Source organism: Sandarakinorhabdus rubra (assembly GCF_010994245.1).
Taxonomy (GTDB): Bacteria; Pseudomonadota; Alphaproteobacteria; order Sphingomonadales; family Sphingomonadaceae; genus Sandarakinorhabdus; species Sandarakinorhabdus rubra.
In genome coordinates this window covers 1-14296 of sequence record NZ_WMHO01000046.1, presented here as the reverse complement: position 1 = coordinate 14296, position 14296 = coordinate 1, and the positions used below count along the sequence as shown (strand labels likewise).

The following is a 14296-nucleotide window of genomic DNA, read 5'->3' as shown; positions in this document are numbered from 1 at the left end:
CCCCCTGCGGGCCCGGCGGGCGCTGCCCGCCACCCGGCGTCAACCCGAACGGGTTGCGCGACAGGGCGCGGATTTCCGGAGGCAACGGCTGGCCGGTGCGGCGGGCCTCAGCGGCGCGGGCGCGCAGATCGGCTACCCGCTTTTCTGCTGCCGACCGCTCGGCGGCCGTGGGCTTGAGCGCCTGGGTCAGGGTGAAACCCCAGCGCAGTTCCGTGCGCTGTGAATAGTCGAAGTTCAGCGGCCGGTTGTCGATCTGCAGCAGGCGGCCCGCATCATCGCGCAGGAACCGCTCCGGAAAGGCGGCTTCCAGTTCGGCGGTGGCGGTCGGGAAGCCGGCGATCGGGTCCTCGATGCGGGTGTCGACGAAATTGGCGTTGAACACCAGGTCGGTCGCCTCGATCGGCTTGATGTTGAGGCCCAGCTTCCACACCCGGCGCGTGTCGTTGGCGAGGTTGGGGTTGCCGCCATCCAGGCGCGTGATGTCCACCGTCTCGCCGCGGATGAAATCGAACACGCGCACGTTGGGCGTGATGATGGCCGGGTCGCCGAGCTGGCCCACCGAGGGTGGCCCCTGTTCGCGGGTGAAGCTCGCAATCACGCTCCAGCCGCTGGTGGGCTCCCAGTTGGCGCCGGCGCCCCAGGTGATCAGCGTGCCGAAATCCGACAGCGTGTCCGCTGCGATGTTGGCGTTCAGCGTCAGCCGGCCCAGAAACGACAGCACATTGTCGCGCGCATTGGCGATCGGCAGATCGATGTTGGCCTGGAAATTGCCTTGGGTTCGGGCCAGATCAGCACTGGTGGCAAGGCCGGCGCGCAGCGAGCGCGTGTCGAGCGACAGGTGCTGCACCTGCGCCTTCAGGGCTAGGCCCACGGCGCCGGCCGGCAGCTTCAGCGGACTGCCGTTCAACAGCAGGTCGAGGCTGGCATTGTCGCTGTTGCTGCTGGCGGTGTCGGTCAGGCGGTCCCCGGCAAAGACCGCATCGCCATAGGGCGAGGTGGTGGGGCTGCCCGAGAGGATCTGCGCCTGCACGCCCGTCAGGTCAAAGCCGCGATCGATGCGGGTGCGGCTTTCGGCATGGGTCCAGTTGCCGGTGAGGTTCCAGCGCCAGCCGCCGAAATTGCCATCCAGCACCGTGCCCAGCCGGCTCGACCAGCTGTCGGCCTCGCGGGTGAGCGGATCGGGGGCATATCGGCTCACCACCACGTCGGCGCCGAACGGCGAGAAGAGATTGCCGGCCGGCAGCGTCAGGTTAGCGGCGGGCAGGCCCTGCAGGCTGCGGCTGTCGCTGCGCTCGATGCCGCCGGTGATGGTGGCGGCAAGCTGGCCCAGCGAGCCGGCCAGCGTGCCGTTGAGGCTGGCCGTGCGCGTGTCGGGCAGCAGGCTGCGGAACGGGCGGATATCGGTTTCGTTGACCGGCGCGGCGGCGAACTGCGCCAGCGTGGGGTTGCTGATGCCGGCGGGCACGCCCAGAGTGGTGACGTCGGGCAGCGCCGTGTCGATCTCGCTGCCGGGCAGAAGCGCGCTGATGTTGCCGCCGATGGCCAGCGGGCGGCTCTGTGGCGGTGTGGTGATGCGGCGTTCGTTCTCGGTCACCAGCGTGTCGATGCGCACTTCGGCCTCGATGGAAGTGCGGGTGCCGCCGTTCAGCTTGAACAGATTGGCCTCCACCTCGGTGGAGAAGCGGCCGCCGTCAGTCGGCCCGCCCACATCCAGTTCGCCGGTCACGGCCGCAAAGCGCGGGCGCAGCACGAAGTTGATCACCCGCTGATCGGCGCGGAAGCCATATTTGAGGCTGAGCTCCTCGGGCAGCACCTCGACGCGGGCGATGGCTTCGGGCGGGACCTTGCGGATCTCGGCAAATCCCGACACGCGCTTGCCGTTCAGCAGCACCGCCGGCGCACCGCCACCGCGACCGCGCCCAGACCGCGTTTGCGGCGCCAGTTCCACCAGCAGATCGGCGATCGAGCCGGCACCGATGGCGCGCAGTTCCTGCCCGCCCAGCACCAGTTCCGGCTTGATGTCGCCCACCACCTGGCCCGGCAGGCGGGTGGTGGTGACGGTGACCTCTTCCTCCTCGACCTCGGCAATCTGGGCTGTCTGCACCTGAGCCGGGGTGGTCTGGGCGGCAAGCGGCTGGGCAGCAGTGCCGAGAAGGAGCAGCATCGTCGGGGCGGGGCGCAGCAAGCGAGGTTCCTTCGGGCAAAGCGGCGGCGGACCCCTAACCGCATTGCAGCGTTGCGGAAATCCGGTGCGGCAATGACTACGGCCCAGGGAGGCATTCCCCCCGCAGCTGGCGGCTAGACGAGGATCAGGCCATGCCCCGCGGTCTTCTTCACCACGATGTCGGCCACCGCTTTCGCCCGCGCGATATGCTCCAGCCAGTTGGGCCGGTTGATGCCGTTCCACACGCTTATGGCAAAATCGCGCGCCTCCGCCTCGCTCATGTGGCGGAAGCGGGCATAGAAGCTGGTGGGATCATCGGCGGCCGCCTGCCAGAGCCCCATGAAACGGGCGAGGAACCAGCCCAGCACATCAGCCTCGTCGGCATCGATATAGAGGAGGAGGTCGAGCGGCGGGCGGCGGCCTGTCGAGTCGGGGGCAAGGCCCAGGCCCTCCACCAGCACGATATCGGCGGCAGCGATGGTGCGCGCGGCGGCCGGATCGACATCATAGATGCTGTGGGAATAGGCCGGCACCGTCACCGGGCCGGATTTGAGGCCGGCCAGCGCCGCCGCCATCGCGGGCGCATCGAAGCTTTCCGGAAAGCCCTTGCGCAGCATCAGGCCTTCGGCTTCCAGCACGGCATTGGGTTTCAGGAATCCATCGGTGGAGACGATCTCCACAATCGGCGGCAGCGCCTCGGCAAGTTGCCGGGCCAGCGTCGTCTTGCCGACCGCCACCGCGCCGGTGATGCCGGCCACCAGCGTTTCGCCGGGCCGGCGCCGGGCGGCAATGCGCGCCGCCAGATCGGCTGGCGCGATAGGGGTCACACCAGCCGGCTTTGGGCCATGGCGGCGGCAATGAAGCCGGCGAACAGCGGATGCGGATCGAACGGCTTGGATTTCAGCTCCGGATGGAACTGCACGCCGATGAACCAGGGATGGTCCGGCCGCTCCACCACTTCGGGCAGCAGGCCGTCGGGCGACATGCCGGAAAAGATCAGGCCCTCATGCTCCAGCCGGTCGCGATAGGCGACGTTGACCTCGTAACGGTGGCGGTGGCGTTCCTGAATGCTGGTGTCGCCATAAAGGCTGGCCACCATGCTGTTGTGGGCCAGCGCCGCCGGATAGGCGCCCAGCCGCATGGTGCCGCCCAAATCGCCGCCGGCCTCGCGGCGCTGGCGGCCTTCCGGGCTCATCCATTCGGTGATCAGGCCCACCACCGGCTCATGGGTGGGGCCGAATTCGGTGGTGGAGGCGTCGGTGATGCCGGCCTGGTTGCGCGCCGCCTCGATGCAGGCCATCTGCATGCCAAGGCAGATGCCGAAGAAGGGCACGCGCCGCTCGCGGGCAAAGCGCACCGAGGCGATCTTGCCTTCACTGCCGCGCTCGCCAAAGCCGCCGGGCACCAATATGCCGTGCATCGGCTCCAGCCGGGCCGCGACATCGGCGCCTTCGAATTCCTCGGCGTCCAGCCACTTGATGTTGACCTTGACGCGGTTGGCCAGTCCGCCGTGCACCAGCGCCTCGGTGAGCGATTTGTAGGCGTCCTTCATGCCGGTGTATTTGCCGACGACGCCGATCGTCACCTCGCCTTCGGGATTGTTGATGCGGTCTGCGATGTCCTGCCAGCGGCTGAGCTCGGGCAACGGCGCATCGGTGATGCCGAAGGCGTGCAGCACCTCATCGTCCAGCCCCTCGCCATGATATTGCAGCGGCACTTCGTAGATGGATTCGGCGTCCAGCGCGGCGATCACCGCTTCCTTGCGCACGTTGCAGAACAGCGCGATCTTCGCGCGGTCGCTTTCGGGCAGCGGATGTTCGGACCGGCAGACCAGCACATCGGGCTGGATGCCGATGCCCCTTAGCTCAGCGACGCTATGCTGGGTCGGCTTGGTCTTCAGCTCGCCGGCCGCCGCGATATAGGGCACCAAAGTCACGTGGATATAGCAGCAGTTGGCGCGGCCGACATCGGCGGCCATCTGGCGGATCGCCTCCATGAAGGGCAGGCTCTCGATGTCGCCCACCGTGCCACCGATCTCGCACAGCACGAAATCGAGGCCTTCGGTGTCGGCGCGGGCGAAGGCCTTGATGGCGTCCGTCACGTGCGGGATCACCTGCACGGTGGCGCCCAGATACTCGCCGCGGCGCTCGCGGGCGATGATGTCGGAATAGATGCGGCCGGAGGTGATGTTGTCGGTCTTCTTCGCGGCCACGCCGGTGAAGCGTTCATAGTGGCCCAGATCAAGGTCGGTCTCGGCGCCGTCGTCCGTGACGAACACCTCGCCGTGCTGGTAGGGGCTCATGGTGCCGGGATCGACGTTCAGATAGGGATCGAACTTGCGGATGCGCACCTTGTAGCCGCGCGCCTGGAGCAGCGCTGCCAGAGAGGCGCCCATGAGGCCTTTGCCGAGCGAGGAGACCACGCCGCCGGTGATGAAGATATACCGCGTCATGGGAGAAAAGCCCTACGCCAACTCGGGCCGCCAGCGCCAGCCCCCGCGAACGGTCGAGCCGCAATTGCCTGTGGATGAGGAGGCTCAATCCGTTTCGATCAGGCTCTGGCGGTGCGGCATGGCCAGCGCCGCCAGCAGGGCCACCGCTGCCATGATGGCGACATACCAGAAGAAGCCACGCTCGAACCCGGCGTTCTTGAAGGCCAGTGCCACATATTCGGCCGAGCCGCCGAAGATGGCGACGCCCAGTGCATAGGGCAGGCCAACGCCCAGCGCGCGCACCCCGGCCGGGAACATCTCGGCCTTCACCACGCCGGAAATCGCCGTGTAGCAGGACAATATGGCCAGGCAGCCGACCAGCAGCGCGATCGCTCCGGGCCCCGGCTGGGCGCGGCCCAGCGCATCCAATGCCGGCACCGTGGCCAGCGCCGACATGACGCCAAACGAGATCAGGAGCGTGCGCCGCCCGACAAGATCGGACAGCGCGCCGAACAGCGGCTGCATCGCCATGTAGAGCAGCAACGCGATGGCCGAAGCAGAGGTCGCCTCCTCCTTCGACCAGCCGGCGGAGAGCACCAGATATTTCTGCATGTAGGTGGTGAAGGTGTAGAACCACAGGCTGCCACCGGCGGTGAGCGCCAGCACGATCAGCAGCTGGCGGGGGTGGGCCATCAGGCGCTTCATCAGGCTGCCGTCTTGCGTGTTGGCGCGCGCCTTCTCGAACGCCTCGGTCTCGACCAGGCCGGAGCGCAGCCAGAACACCAGCACCGCGCACAGGGCGCCGACCACGAAGGGGATGCGCCAGCCCCAGTCCTTCAGCGTGCCCTCGTCCATCACCGCCTGCAGCAGCACCAGCAGCGCCAGCGCGATCAGCTGCCCGCCGACCAGCGTCACATATTGGAAGCTGGCAAGGAACCCGCGCCATTTCGCCTGCGCCACCTCGCTCATGAAGGTGGCGGACGCGCCATATTCGCCGCCCACCGACAGGCCCTGCACCAGCCGGGCCAGCAGCAAGATGGCCGGCGCCACCAGCCCGACCTCGTCATAGGTGGGGGCCACCGCGATCATCAGCGAGCCGAAGCACATCATGGCCACCGACAGGGTGAGCGCCGACTTGCGGCCACGGCGATCGGCCCACACGCCCAGCAGCCAGCTGCCGATGGGGCGCATCAGGAAGCCCACGGCAAAGATGGCGGCGGTGTTCAGGAAGGCGGCAAGGTCATCGCCGGGCGGGAAGAAGCGCGGACCGAAATAGAGCGCGAACGCCGAATAGGCGTACCAATCATACCATTCGACGAGATTGCCGGCGGCGCCGCCGAAAATCTGGCGGGCCTGGCTTGGCGACTTGTCCCCCGACAAGCGCCGTTACTGCGCCAGCGGCACGCCGCCGGGCAGCGACGGGGCAGCGGGCGCCGGCGCCGCCGGGCCAGCGGGCTGGGCCACCGCGTTGGCATCGATCACGCGCGCCTTGTTGGTGCCAGCGGCCAGCACGGCCAGCAGGATCGACATGCCGATGAACAGCGTGGCCAGGATGGTGGTGGAACGGGTGAGCAGGTTGGCCGCGCCGCGTGCCGTCATCAGGCCGCCGCCACCGCCGCCGCCGATGCCGAGCGCCCCGCCTTCGGAGCGTTGCAGCAGGATCACGGCGACCAGCGCCAGCGTGATCAGGCCATGGAGGACAAGCAGGAAGGTGATCACCGGAGACGGGCTTTCGGTTGGCAGGAAAGAATTAGCCTGCCCTTACAGAGGAACGGGGGGCGGTGCAATCAGGGTGCGGCAGCGGCAATGGCCAGGAGGCTCTGCGCCGTCAGGCTGGCGCCGCCGACCAGCACGCCGCCCACCTCTTCCACTCGCAGCAGGTCAGCCGCGTTGGCCGGTGTCACCGATCCGCCATAGAGGAGACGCACGCCGTGCCCCGCCCCGCCATAGCGGGCGGCCAGCCGCTGCCGGATGAAGGCGTGGGCCGCCGCCACGTCGGCCAGCGTGGGCGTCAGGCCGGTGCCGATCGCCCACACCGGCTCATATGCGATGATAAGCGCGTCGGCATTGTCGGGCAACGAGCCGTCGAGCTGGGCGGCCAGCACGGCCTCGGTGTCGCCGGCGTCGCGTTGGGCACGCGTCTCGCCGATGCACAGGATCACCTGCAGCCCCGCGGCCTGCCCGGCCATGGCCTTGGCGCGCACATCCTCATCACGCTCGCCATTGTCGCGCCGCCGCTCGCTGTGGCCGACGATGACGAAGCCGGCGCCCAGATCGGCCAGCATCGCGGCCGACACGCAGCCGGTGTGGGCGCCGTGGGTGGCCGCGTGGCAGTCCTGCCCGCCGATGGTGAGGGCGCCGGCCGAAACGATCACCGCCCGGTCGATCAGCGTGAAGGGCGGCGCGATCCACAGACTGCCAGCACCTGCGCCGGCCATTGCGGCGATCTCGGCGATGTCCTCGCCCAGGCCGTTCATCTTCCAGTTGCCGACAATGAGTGCGGGCATACAGTGTCCTTCGTGGCTGTGGCCGCGCTTGTGGCAAGCGATGCGCCTCGTTACAAGCGGCGCGATTGCGCAACCCGCCGGACCCTCGATGATCAGTTTCATTCGCCGCTATCTCACCAGCTGGCCTGCCATTGCCCTGTTCGGCCTGATCCTGGTGGCCTTTGCCGTCACCGGGGTGAGCGATCCGTTCGGCGGCAGCGCGCCCGCTGGATCGGTGGCGCAGGTGGGCGAGCGCACCATCACCGAACCTGACCTGCTGCAGGCCATCGACCGCACGGTGCGCGAGGCACGCGCCCGCGACCCCGCCATGACCCAGGCCGAAGCCGCGCGGCAGGGCGTGGTGGAATTGATGGCCACTCAGCTGATCGGCCAGGCGGCAATGGAGGAAATGGGCACCGCAGCCGGGATGGGCGTCTCGGACGCGGCGCTGGACCGGGTCATTGCCGCCATCCCCGCCTTCCAGAGCGGCGGCAAGTTCGATCAGGCCACCTATGACCGCTTGCTGAAGCAGCAGGGCCTCACCGACCGGCGGCTGCGCCAGTCGCTGCGTGGCGACCTGGTACGCGAACAGCTGATCAAGCCGATCACCGGCGCGCTGCTGGTGCCCGACAGCGTGGCCGAGCTCTATGCCCGGCTGCTGGTGGACAGCCACCAGGGCGCGGTGGCGCTGGTGCCGGCGCCGGTGACCGGCCCGGCCACCGAAGCGGAAGCCGCCGCGTGGTACAAGGCCAACAGCCAGCGCTTCACCATTCCCGAACGGCGCGGCTTCCGCTTTGCCACGCTCGACCGCGACGCCCTGTCCGCCAGCGTGACCGTGCCGGAAAAGGCCATCGCCGATACCTTCGCCAAGGACCCGGCCAAATATGGCGCCGCACCCACCCGCGTGTTGGAACAGGTGGTGCTGCCCGACGAAGCCAAGGCGAAGGCGCTGGCGGCAGCAGCGGCGAAAGACGGCTTTGCCGCTGCCGCCAGGGCCATTGCCGGCTTCGAAGCGGCTGACATCGCGCTCGGCAGCCAGAGCGAGCCGGCCTTTGCCAAGGCGACCAGCCCCGAGGTTGCCAAGGCCGCATTCGCGCTGCCAGCCGGCGGCATCAGCGCGCCGATCAAGTCGCAATTCGGCTGGCACGTGGTGCGCGCCGTCAGCGTCGGCAGCGCCGGCAAGACATTGGCCCAGGTGCGCGGCGCCATCGAAGCCGAACTGAAGGACCGCGCCGTCGATGATGCGCTGGCCGATCAGGTCGCCCGCATCGAGGACGGTGTCGAGGCCGGCAAGAGCTTTGCCGATCTTTCGGCCGAGCTGAAGCTGGCGATTGCCACGCAGGCCCCGGTGACCGAACAGGGCCGCGCCGTCCCCGGCCCGCAGGGGGCCGCGCCGCCGCTGACCGGCGACCGCGCCCTGCTGGCAGCGCGCGCCTTCAAGCATGAACCCGCTGATGGCCCGGTGGTGGAAGACCTTGGCAACGGCCGTCTGGTGGTCATTGAAACGACCAGCGTGCTGCCCGCCGCGCCGCCGCCGTTGAAGGACGTGCTGCCGCTGGCCATGGCCGGCGCCGCACAGGACAAGGCGATGAAAGCCGCGCGCGCCAAGGCCGATGCCGTGCTGGCAGCAGTGAAGAAGGGCACGGTGTTTGCGAAAGCCGTTGCCGACGCCGGCCTCGCCCCGCCGCGCCCGATCAACGGCAGGCGGCTCGACATCATTGGCCAGAGCCAGGTGCCCGCCATGGCGCGGGCGTTCCTCGATGCGCCGGCGGGTGCCACGCAGGCGCTGGCCGGGCCCGGCGGCTGGGTGCTGGTGCATGTCGATCGCATCGTGCCCGGTGATCCGGCCAGCCAGCCCGGCCTGATCGAGGCCAGCCGCCGCGAGGTGGGCAGCAGCCTGCCTGGAGAGATGGCCGAAGGCCTGGCCAAGGCCAGCATGGCGACCGTGGGTGTTGACCGCAACGCCGCGACGATCAGGACCGTGCGCCAGCGCCTGTCCGGCGACGGCGCCCAGTAAGCCAATGGCGACCCCCATCAGCCCGGACCGCGCCAGCGCGGTGGCCGCCCTTTCGGCAGGGCAGGCCCAGCTGGTGTGGGCAAAGGTGGTGGCCGATACCGAAACGCCGGTGTCGGCCATGCTGAAGCTGGGCAGCGAAGGCTCCGGCGGCTTCCTGCTCGAATCGGTGGAAGGCGGCCAGGTGCGCGGGCGCTACTCGCTGCTCGGCCTTGATCCTGATCTGGTGTGGGAAGCCCGCGGCAACGAAAGCCGCATCAACCGCCGCTGGCAGCAGGACCGCAGCGCCTTCGAAACCGTGCCCGGCGACACGCTGGCTGCCCTGCGCGCGCTGGTTGCCGAGGCGCGGGCCGAGGTTCCCCCCGGCCTGCCGCCGGCGCTGGCCTGCCTGGTGGGCTACATGGGCTATGAAACGGTGCGGCTGGTGGAGCCCAGCGTGCCCGATGCCGGCCCCTCCCCACTGGACGTGCCCGACATGGTGTTCGTGCGCCCCACCCTGCTGCTGGTATTCGACCGGCTGAAGGACGAGCTGTTCATCGTCGCCCCGATCTTTTCGGCCTGCAGCCCGGATGCCGCCTACAGCGCCGCTTGCGAACGCATCGAGGAAGCCGCGCGCCGGCTGGGTCAGGCGCTGCCGCCGGGCGTTGCTGCCAGCCCCGACACCCTGCCCGATGGCGAGGTGCGCCACCACATGCCGCGCGAGCGCTTCGCCGCCATGGTGGACCGGGCCCGCGAGTATATCCTGGCCGGCGACATCTTCCAGGTCGTGCTGTCGCAACGCTTCAGCGTCGATTTCCCGCTGCCGGCCATCGCGCTTTACCGGGCGCTGCGGCGCATCAACCCCTCGCCCTTCCTCTATTTCCTCGATTTGCCGGGCTTCGCATTGGTCGGCTCCTCGCCGGAGATCCTGGTGCGGGTGCGTGATGGCAATGTGACGATCCGGCCGATCGCCGGCACCCGCCCCCGCGGCCGCGACGCGGCCGAGGATGCCGCCAACCGCGACAGCCTGCTGGCTGACCCCAAGGAATTGTCCGAGCATCTGATGCTGCTCGATCTCGGCCGGCACGACACGGCGCGTGTGTCGGTGCCCGGCACGGTCAAGGTGACGGACAAGTTCTTCGTCGAATTCTACAGCCATGTCATGCACATCGTCTCCAACGTGCAGGGCCGGTTGGCCGATGGCGTGGATGCCGTGGCGGCCATGCTGGCCGGCTTCCCGGCCGGCACCGTATCGGGTGCGCCCAAGGTCAGGGCCATGCAGATCATCGCCGAACTGGAAGGCGCCGGGCGCGGGCCCTATGCCGGCGGCGTCGGCTATTTCGCGCCGGATGGCAGCATGGACAGCTGCATCGTGCTGCGCACAGCACTGGTGAAGGACGGCGTCATGCATGTGCAGGCCGGCGCCGGCATCGTTGCCGACAGTGTCGCCGATTACGAGCAGCGCGAATGCGAGGCCAAGGCCGGAGCCCTCATCACCGCAGCCCGCGAAGCGATCGCGGTCGCCGGCGAGGCGCAGTACGGGCAGTAGGAGAAGCCGGGATGGCGACCGCGATGTGGAACGGCCAGGTGATCGCCAGCAGCGACGATACGGTGATCGTCGAAGGCAATCATTATTTCCCCGCCGATGCAGTGGATCCGGCGCTGCTGAAGCCCAGCGCCACCACCAGCGTGTGCGGCTGGAAGGGCCTCGCCAACTATTACACATTGGTGGTGGGCGGCGCCGAGAATCCGGACGCCGTCTGGTATTATGCCGATCCCAAGCCGGCGGCCGCCGAGATCAAGGGCCGGCTGGCGTTCTGGAAGGGAGTCGTTGTCACTGGCTGACCGATGCCGGATGACGCCGCCGCCCCGAACCGCTAAGGCCCGCGCCATGACCATCCTCGTCATCGACAATTATGACAGCTTCACCTTCAACCTCGTCCATTACCTGGCCGAGCTGGGGGCAGAGACGATCGTGGTACGCAACGACGCGCTCACCACGCAGGACGCGATGGGCATGCAGCCCGAGGCCATCCTGCTTTCCCCGGGCCCCTGCACACCGAACGAAGCCGGCATCTGCCTCGCCCTGATTGCCGCCGCTGCCGAAACCAGGACGCCGCTGTTCGGCGTCTGCCTCGGCCACCAGGCGCTGGGCCAGGCCTTTGGTGGCATTGTCGAGCGAGCGCCGCAGGTGATGCACGGCAAGGTGAGCGCCATCACCCACGATGGCACGGGCGTCTTTGCCGGCATCCCCTCCCCGTTCGAAGCGACGCGCTATCACAGCCTGGTGGTGCGCGAGGCCGGGCTGCCGGCCGATCTGGTGGTCAACGCCCACAGCCCCGATGGCCTGATCATGGGCATGCACCACCGCGAGCTGCCGCTGCACGGCGTGCAGTTCCATCCGGAAAGCATCGCCACCCAGCATGGCCACCGGCTGCTGGGCAACTTCATGGCGCTGGCCGGCCTGAAGCCCAAGCTGCCCGTCGCCGCATGAGCCTGCTGCCGGATCCCGCGCGCCCGCTTGACGACAGCGCGGCGGCCGAGGCCTTTGCCGCCATCTTCGACGGCAAGGTGGCCGATGAGGCGCTGGCCGGCTTCCTCGTCACCTTGGCCGACCGCGGTGAGACGGTGACAGAGGTGGTGGCCGCCGCCCGGGCGCTCAGGGCGCGCGCCATCCGCCCGTTCGTGGCGGTCGATGCGCTGGATGTCTGCGGCACCGGCGGTGATGGCATGCACAGCCTCAACATCTCCACCGCCGTGTCGCTGGTGGTGGCGGCGTGCGGCGTCAAGCTGGCCAAGCATGGCAACCGCGCCGCCTCCTCCACCAGCGGGGCCGCCGACGTGCTGATGGTGCTGGGCGTGCCGGAATTGCCGATGGACCGGCTGGGGCCATGCCTTGAAAAGGTCGGCATCACCTTCCTGCACGCCGCGCGCCACCACCCGGCGATGGCGCGCGTCGCCCCGGTGCGCAAGGCGCTGGGCCAGCGGACCATCTTCAACCTGCTGGGGCCATTGTGCAATCCGGCCGGGGTGGACCGCCAGCTGATGGGCGTGTTTGCACCCCAGCCCGTGCCGCTGATGGCCGAGGCCCTGAAGGCGCTGGGCAGCCGCGCGGCGCTGGTGGTGCACGGCCAGGGCTTTGACGAAGTGGCGATCTCGGGCGAGACGGTGGCCGTCGCGCTGGCCGGCGGCGTGCTCAGCCCGCGCACGCTGACGCCGGAAGACGCCGGCCTCGAACGCCACCCTAACGACGCGCTGAAGGGCGGGACACCGGCCTACAATGCCGAGCGGCTGACCGCGCTGCTGAACGGCCAGCGCGACGCCTATCGCGACATGGTGCTGCTGAACGCCGCCGCTGCCCTGTCGGTGGTGCGCCCCGGCCTCAGCCTGGCCGACGGCGTGCGCGAGGCCGCCGCCGCCATTGACAGTGGCGCCTCCGCTGACATCCTTGCCCGCTGGATTGCCTTTCGATGACCGACACAAGCACCGACACTCTGGCCACCATCGTCGCCCACAAGCGCGACCTTTATGTCGCCCGCAAGGCGCAAGTGCCGCTGGCCGAAGTGGAGGCCGCGGCGCGCGCCGCCGATCCACCGCGCGGCTTCATCCGCGCCATCCATGCCGCCCATGCCGAGGGGCGCTTCGCGCTGATCGCGGAGTGCAAGAAGGCCAGCCCATCCAAGGGCCTGATCCGCGCCGATTTCGACCCCGCCGCGCTCGCCCGAGCCTATGCCGCCGGCGGCGCCGCCTGCCTCAGCGTGCTGACCGAGGAGCGCTGGTTCCTGGGCTCCGACGACTATCTGAAGGCGGCGCGCGCCGCCGTGTCGCTGCCGGTGATCCGCAAGGATTTCATCGTCGATCCCTACCAGGTGGTGGAAGCCCGGGCGATCGGCGCCGATGCCATCCTTCTGATCATGGCCGCGCTGTCGGACACCCAGGCTGCCGAACTGGAGACGCTCGCGCAGGATTGGGGCATGGACGTGCTGATCGAGGTGCACGACGCCGAAGAGCGCGACCGGGCGCTGCGGTTGAAAACCCCCCTGCTGGGCATCAATAACCGCAATCTGAAGACATTGGATGTTTCTCTTCAGACAAGTTTTGAACTTTCCGATACGCCGGGGCGGACGCTCGTGGCCGAATCCGGGCTCACCGGCCATGACGACCTGGTGGCGCTCTCGGGCGTTGGCATCCGCACCTTCCTGGTCGGCGAAAGCCTGATGCGACAGGCCGACGTGACGGCCGCGACCCGGCAGCTGCTGGGGCTGGCGGCGTGAACAGGCTCACCCATCTCGATGCCTCCGGCGCCGCGCGCATGGTTGACATCAGCGCCAAGCCGGCGACCCGCCGCGAGGCGGTGGCGGAAGGCTTCATCCATGTCGCGGCAGAAGCGTTGACGGCCATCGCCGAACAGGCGGTGAAGAAGGGCGACGTGCTGGCCACCGCGCGCATTGCCGGCATCATGGCCGCCAAGCGCACCGCCGATCTCATCCCGCTCTGCCACCCCCTGCCGATCGATGCGGTCACGCTTGATCTCGTCATCGAAGCCGGCGGCATTCGCGTCACCGCGACGGTGGCCACCACCCACGGCACCGGTGTGGAGATGGAGGCGCTGACTGCGGTGTCGGTGGCCCTGCTCACCGTCTACGACATGGCGAAGGCGCTGGACCGCGCCATGCGCATCGAGGGCATCCGCCTCCTGAGGAAGTCGGGCGGGCGCTCCGGCGATTTCGTCGCTGAATGAGCGGTTTGCTGCCCTTTGCGGCAGCGCTTGAGCAGCTGCTGGCCGGCGCCGGCCCGCTGGGCTCGGAACGGGTGCCGGTAAGCGAGGCCGCCGGCCGGGTGCTGGCCGAGCCGCTGGTCGCCCGCCTCACCCAACCGCCGTTCGCTGCCGCTGCCATGGATGGCTATGCGATTCGCTGGGCCGATCTTCACCAGCCTTGGCGCTTGGTGGGGGAGAGCGCCGCCGGCCATGGCTGGGCGGGCACGCTGGGGCCGGGCGAAGCGGTGCGCATCTTTACCGGCGCACCGCTGCCGGATGGTGCCGACACCATCGTGGTGCAGGAAGAGGTGGCGCGCGAGGGCCGGGTCGCTCGATTGGTCGGTGAGGGCCCACCGCGCGAGGGTGCCCATATCCGCAAGGCCGGTCAGGACTTTGCCGCCGGCGACCTGTTGCTGGCGGCAGGCACGCGGCTTGCCCCGCCCCAGCTCGGGCTGGCGGCGGC

At 69.1% G+C, this 14296-nt stretch carries 13 protein-coding genes and 1 pseudogene; 8 read left to right on the top strand and 6 right to left on the bottom strand.

The annotated features are described in order from the left end of the window. The 6 genes from GJV64_RS04655 to tpiA form a co-directional block, all read right to left on the bottom strand. Window positions 1-2185: TonB-dependent receptor domain-containing protein (locus GJV64_RS04655; RefSeq protein WP_164156114.1), on the bottom strand; the 2185-nt coding region annotated here is incomplete at its 3' end. Window positions 2186-2298: 113 nt separating this feature from the next. After that, window positions 2299-2991 (bottom strand): type I pantothenate kinase, encoded by a 693-nt coding sequence (locus GJV64_RS04650; RefSeq protein WP_164156113.1) that lies wholly within the window; start codon window positions 2989-2991, stop codon window positions 2299-2301. After that, the gene (locus GJV64_RS04645) at window positions 2988-4616 is read right to left on the bottom strand and encodes a CTP synthase (protein ID WP_164156112.1); all 1629 of its coding nucleotides are present in this window, start codon (window positions 4614-4616) and stop codon (window positions 2988-2990) included. The genes GJV64_RS04650 and GJV64_RS04645 overlap by 4 nt, the downstream gene beginning before the upstream one ends. 84 nt (window positions 4617-4700) lie before the next feature. Continuing rightward, the gene (locus GJV64_RS04640) at window positions 4701-5975 is read right to left on the bottom strand and encodes an MFS transporter (protein WP_164156111.1); all 1275 of its coding nucleotides are present in this window, start codon (window positions 5973-5975) and stop codon (window positions 4701-4703) included. A gap of 6 nt (window positions 5976-5981) precedes the next feature. Further along, a complete protein-coding gene (gene secG, locus GJV64_RS04635; protein WP_164156110.1) occupies window positions 5982-6314 on the bottom strand; it encodes a preprotein translocase subunit SecG in 333 nt (110 codons plus the stop codon). A 68-nt stretch (window positions 6315-6382) separates the two neighbouring features. After that, the gene (gene tpiA / locus GJV64_RS04630) at window positions 6383-7102 is read right to left on the bottom strand and encodes a triose-phosphate isomerase (RefSeq protein WP_164156109.1); all 720 of its coding nucleotides are present in this window, start codon (window positions 7100-7102) and stop codon (window positions 6383-6385) included. 88 nt (window positions 7103-7190) lie between these two features. Here tpiA and GJV64_RS04625 point away from each other — a divergent pair, with 88 nt between their 5' ends. The 8 genes and pseudogenes from GJV64_RS04625 to GJV64_RS04590 form a co-directional block, all read left to right on the top strand. After that, window positions 7191-9098 carry a peptidylprolyl isomerase gene (locus GJV64_RS04625; protein ID WP_164156108.1) on the top strand — a complete coding sequence of 636 codons (1908 nt, stop codon included), beginning with the start codon at window positions 7191-7193 and terminating at the stop codon, window positions 9096-9098. Between the two features lie 4 nt (window positions 9099-9102). Beyond that, on the top strand, window positions 9103-10623 hold the full coding sequence (locus GJV64_RS04620) for an anthranilate synthase component I family protein (RefSeq protein ID WP_164156107.1): 1521 nt from the start codon (window positions 9103-9105) through the stop codon (window positions 10621-10623). 11 nt (window positions 10624-10634) lie between these two features. Then, a complete protein-coding gene (locus tag GJV64_RS04615) occupies window positions 10635-10919 on the top strand; it encodes a DUF427 domain-containing protein (protein ID WP_164156106.1) in 285 nt (94 codons plus the stop codon). Between the two features lie 46 nt (window positions 10920-10965). After that, a complete protein-coding gene (locus GJV64_RS04610; protein ID WP_164156105.1) occupies window positions 10966-11568 on the top strand; it encodes an anthranilate synthase component II in 603 nt (200 codons plus the stop codon). Next, on the top strand, window positions 11565-12548 hold the full coding sequence (trpD, locus tag GJV64_RS04605; protein WP_164156104.1) for an anthranilate phosphoribosyltransferase: 984 nt from the start codon (window positions 11565-11567) through the stop codon (window positions 12546-12548). The genes GJV64_RS04610 and trpD overlap by 4 nt, the downstream gene beginning before the upstream one ends. Next, on the top strand, window positions 12545-13348 hold the full coding sequence (trpC, locus tag GJV64_RS04600) for an indole-3-glycerol phosphate synthase TrpC (RefSeq protein ID WP_164156103.1): 804 nt from the start codon (window positions 12545-12547) through the stop codon (window positions 13346-13348). The genes trpD and trpC overlap by 4 nt, the downstream gene beginning before the upstream one ends. Beyond that, the gene (gene moaC / locus GJV64_RS04595) at window positions 13345-13815 is read left to right on the top strand and encodes a cyclic pyranopterin monophosphate synthase MoaC (protein WP_164156102.1); all 471 of its coding nucleotides are present in this window, start codon (window positions 13345-13347) and stop codon (window positions 13813-13815) included. The genes trpC and moaC overlap by 4 nt, the downstream gene beginning before the upstream one ends. Continuing rightward, window positions 13812-14296, top strand: a pseudogene (locus GJV64_RS04590) (gephyrin-like molybdotransferase Glp); the annotation flags it as partial. The gene moaC and the pseudogene GJV64_RS04590, both read left to right, overlap by 4 nt.

Coding starts and splice junctions, on each gene's coding strand:
- GJV64_RS04615 (WP_164156106.1), top strand. CDS start 10,635: ATGGCGACCGCGATGTGGAACGGCCAGGTGATCGCCAGCAGCGACGAT.
- GJV64_RS04610 (WP_164156105.1), top strand. CDS start 10,966: ATGACCATCCTCGTCATCGACAATTATGACAGCTTCACCTTCAACCTC.
- trpC (WP_164156103.1), top strand. CDS start 12,545: ATGACCGACACAAGCACCGACACTCTGGCCACCATCGTCGCCCACAAG.
- tpiA (WP_164156109.1), bottom strand. CDS start 7,102: ATGCCCGCACTCATTGTCGGCAACTGGAAGATGAACGGCCTGGGCGAG.
- GJV64_RS04645 (WP_164156112.1), bottom strand. CDS start 4,616: ATGACGCGGTATATCTTCATCACCGGCGGCGTGGTCTCCTCGCTCGGC.
- GJV64_RS04625 (WP_164156108.1), top strand. CDS start 7,191: ATGATCAGTTTCATTCGCCGCTATCTCACCAGCTGGCCTGCCATTGCC.
- trpD (WP_164156104.1), top strand. CDS start 11,565: ATGAGCCTGCTGCCGGATCCCGCGCGCCCGCTTGACGACAGCGCGGCG.
- GJV64_RS04620 (WP_164156107.1), top strand. CDS start 9,103: ATGGCGACCCCCATCAGCCCGGACCGCGCCAGCGCGGTGGCCGCCCTT.